We start from the raw sequence: 3,976 nt of genomic DNA, 5'->3' as shown, positions 1-3,976 counted from the left end.
CGCACAGCGCACCCTACCTAAAAACCGAAAACTTAACCGTTTAAAGTATAAACACAGAAAACTGCTCSTGCGTTTTCTGCATTCACCACATCCGTGTGGCTTACAGAAAACTGCTCCTCGGCAATAGCTCCTGCATTGCTCTACCGCCTGCATCCGTGCAGTCGTGCGTTTTCTGCAAGCGAGAGATTCCTATAGCTTCTTGCAGAATCGTGCACTTGCTATAGCTTAGCTAAAATGCAAAAAATGACTCATGACGTTTATCATATAACCGTGATCGAAAACCCCTGCGCTTTCTCGAATGCTATGCATAGCCCACATGGGATTGCCTATATCGACCGATAAAATGCCAAGTTTAGCTGACGTTAACGGGCCTATGGTGCTACCGCACGGTAAATCACAACGGTGGGAATATTTTTGATAGGGCACATCTACTGCACAACACCAACTCGCGAACAACGCTTCCGATGTGCTTTCTGTACTATAACGCTGGCTGGCATTAACTTTAATCACGGGGCCTTGATTGACAAAGACCTTATGATCTTGGTCATACGCCATAGGAAAGTTAGGCTGATAAGCATGTGCCATATCAGCACTGAGTTGTAGGCTACGGGCTAAAGCACGCTGATAATCCTGGTCGCTACATCCCATATTCATCGCTATGCGTTTAAGCACATCAGGCAAAAAACTGCCCTCTGCACCTTTGTGGCTTTGGCTACCGACTTCTTCGTGGTCAAACCAAGCACACACCAGGGTATTATTAGCTGTTAGCACTGATTGAGCTTGCAATGCGACTAAAGCCGCATGACAAGACGCGAGATTATCCAGTTGACTGTTAGCAAAAAACTCTTGCTCAGCCCCCCAAAAACAGCCTTTTTGTGTATCGTAAGCATTTAATTCCCAAGCTAAAATGCGCTCAGCATTAATGCCTGATTGTTGTTGCAATAACGCTAAAAAAACGTCTTTAGGCAGTTGTTGTTCGGTGATGCGGGATAAAATCAGCGGTAGCTCATTTTGCTTTTGTAGTTTTAAGCCGTCTTCATTGACGCCGCGATTCATGTGAATGGCTAAATTAGGCAAGCGTAATAAAGGTTGGTCAAAACGAATATTCTTGCTTGTTATCTGGCCGTCATCATTTCGATAGCTAATACGTCCGGCTAAACTTAAATCTCTATCGGTAAACGTCGCTAAAATAGGGCCACCATAAATTTCTACGCCTAAACGAAGAAAACCGTCAATAACGCTAGGAGCATTTGGCTTAAGCCTTAAACCAGGTGAATCCGTATGTGCGCCTATCAGTTTAAATCCCGTTTGAGCTAGGGGCTGATTACCCGGCACAAAGGCAATAATTGAAGAGCCGCCGCGAATCACATAGTAACGCCCACCGGGGCTTAATACCCAAGGTTCTTGCTCGTTAAGCTCAGTATAGCCAGAGGCCTGCAACTGCTGTGCAATCGTATCTGCAGCATGCCAGGGACTTGGACTCGCATCAATAAACGCTAATAACTGTTCTACATACTGATGGCTGTTCATCATGGCGTTTCGCGTAAGTCTAGTGCTGCGGAATTAATGCAATAACGTAATCCCGTGGGTTTAGGGCCATCAGGAAAAACATGCCCTAAATGAGCATTACATTGTTTGCAAAGTACTTCCACTCGGCGCATGCCATAGCTGAAATCAGTATGCTCTGCAATACTATCGACCGCAATCACATCCCAAAAACTAGGCCAACCTGAACCGGAATCATATTTAGTTTCGGAAGAAAACAAGGCTTGTCCGCAACAGACGCAATGATAAATCCCGGTCTTTTTACAATCATAATATTTACCGGTAAACGGTGCCTCGGTCGCTTTTAACCGGCAAATGTTGAATTGTTCTGGCGTTAGTTTTTGCTGCCAAATCGCATCATCGGAGTCGTGATTACTTGTCATATTAATCGTTTTATAAGTGCTTGCACTAGAAATGGTTTTTGTCATTAAAATTATTTCGGCAAGCACTTATGAAACAATTAATAACTTATTAAATGGTGTATTACATCCCATAAGTTCTGGCTACTTTATGACAAGGTAAGGCGCAAGAACTTATGAGATGTAATACTGTGAGCTTTTTCTCTTCAAAAAAGGAGTGAATTGTACCGTTTCAAGGTTGCATTACCAAACCGAATGTCTTTAGCAGTCCGATTCTGTGATGGCAAGCGCAACCGCCTCGGCAGCTTTTATGCCATCGACTGCCGCCGACAAAATACCACCCGCATAACCTGCCCCTTCGCCTGCGGGAAACAACCCTTTAGTATTGAGGCTTTGTAAGGTTTTATCACGCGTAATTCTGACGGGCGATGAAGTACGTGTTTCAACACCGGTTAACAACGCATCCGGCATCGCAAAGCCTTTAATTTTTTTGTTAAATTCTGGCAATGCTTCGCGTATAGCAGCAATTGCATAATCAGGCAACGCGGTAGCTAAAGAACCCAACGTAACACCTGGTGTATAAGATGGCATTACTGAGCCATAAGTTGATGATGGTTGGTTAGCTAAAAAATCGCCGACTAATTGGCCGGGCGCGTTATAACTGCCTCCACCTAATTGAAAAGCTTGTTTTTCTAATTGGCGTTGTAAATCGATACCGGCTAACGGATGCCCAGGATAATCAAGCGGGCTAATGCCAACAACAATACCGCTATTGGCATTACGCTCATTGCGTGAATATTGACTCATGCCATTAGTCACTACTTGCTCCGGCTCAGACGTAGCAGCCACCACTGTACCGCCAGGACACATACAAAAGCTATACACCGAGCGCTGGTTACGACAATGATGTACTAATTTGTAGTCAGCCGCGCCTAACATAGGATGACCGGCGAATTTACCGAAGCGAGCGGCATCAATCATCGACTGTGGATGCTCGATGCGAAACCCAATCGAAAAAGGTTTGGCTTCGATAAAGACACCCCGTTGATGCAGCATAGCAAAAGTGTCCCGCGCGCTATGACCTAAAGCCAACACCACATGCGAACAAGTAAGTGTAGTACCATCTGCTAAAATCAACGCTTTTATTTGCTGATTTTCAATAATAAAGTCAGCCACGCGGCTTTGAAAACGAATTTCACCACCTAATGCTTCTATTTTGCTGCGCATACGCTCAACCATAGACACTAACCTAAACGTGCCTATATGGGGCTTGCTCAACGTTAAAATTTCCTCTGGCGCGCCTGCGGCTACAAACTCGGTTAACACTTTGCGACCATAATGGTTAGGGTCTTTAATTTGTGTATAAAGCTTGCCATCGGAAAACGTACCCGCGCCACCCTCACCAAATTGCACATTTGACTCTGGGTTTAAAACGCGCTGACGCCATAAACCGAACGTATCTTTAGTTCGTTCACGCACCGCTTTACCACGTTCTAAGATTAACGGCTCAAAGCCCATTTCGGCTAAGATTAAACCCGCAAACAAGCCACATGGCCCCATGCCAATCACAATGGGCCGGTGTTTAGGTTTGGTTTTACACTGAGTGACGAAGCGATAAGTCGTGTCCGGTGTTTTGGTGACGTGAGCATCATGCAAACAGCGCTCAAGCACGGCAGCTTCGTTATCTACCTCAACATCAACGGTATATACCAACATAATCGCGTGTTTATTACGCGCATCATAACCTTGTCGGAAAATTTTATAGTTTAAGCATTGCTCAGCGCTAATATTCAGCGTGTTTAAGAGAGCGTGTTTAAATTCGCTATCATCATGAGCCAGCGGTAATTTTAATTCGGTAATTCTTAACATGGATTTATTCACGCATTGGTCGTTTATCTAATTTTGCCTCGTTCCCACGCTCTGTGTGGGAATGCCTACCGATCTTCAGCACAGCATTGTTTTCCGCTGGTATCAAATGCGATAACTTGATCATGGGTATGCATTCCCACGCGGAGCGTGGGAACGAGAAAACATGGATTTATTCACGCACCGGTGCCTCGTTCCCACGCTCT

The 3,976-nt window shown here is 45.0% G+C and carries 3 protein-coding genes; all 3 read right to left on the bottom strand.

Annotated elements, in window-relative coordinates:
• Positions 1-225: 225 nt before the first annotated feature.
• Complete coding sequence (locus VZ94_RS19950; protein WP_045780571.1) at positions 226-1,530, bottom strand: M18 family aminopeptidase; 1,305 nt, start codon at positions 1,528-1,530, stop codon at positions 226-228.
• Positions 1,530-1,928: a peptide-methionine (R)-S-oxide reductase MsrB gene (msrB, locus tag VZ94_RS19945; protein ID WP_045780570.1), complete on the bottom strand. Its 399-nt coding sequence runs from the start codon at positions 1,926-1,928 to the stop codon at positions 1,530-1,532. The genes VZ94_RS19950 and msrB overlap by 1 nt, the downstream gene beginning before the upstream one ends.
• A 237-nt stretch (positions 1,929-2,165) precedes the next feature.
• Positions 2,166-3,773 (bottom strand): NAD(P)/FAD-dependent oxidoreductase, encoded by a 1,608-nt coding sequence (locus VZ94_RS19940; RefSeq protein ID WP_045780569.1) that lies wholly within the window; start codon positions 3,771-3,773, stop codon positions 2,166-2,168.
• Positions 3,774-3,976 lie beyond the last annotated feature (203 nt).

Source organism: Methylocucumis oryzae, assembly GCF_000963695.1.
Taxonomy (GTDB): Bacteria; Pseudomonadota; Gammaproteobacteria; order Methylococcales; family Methylomonadaceae; genus Methylovulum; species Methylovulum oryzae.
This window is presented reverse-complemented; position numbering and strand designations above follow the sequence as displayed.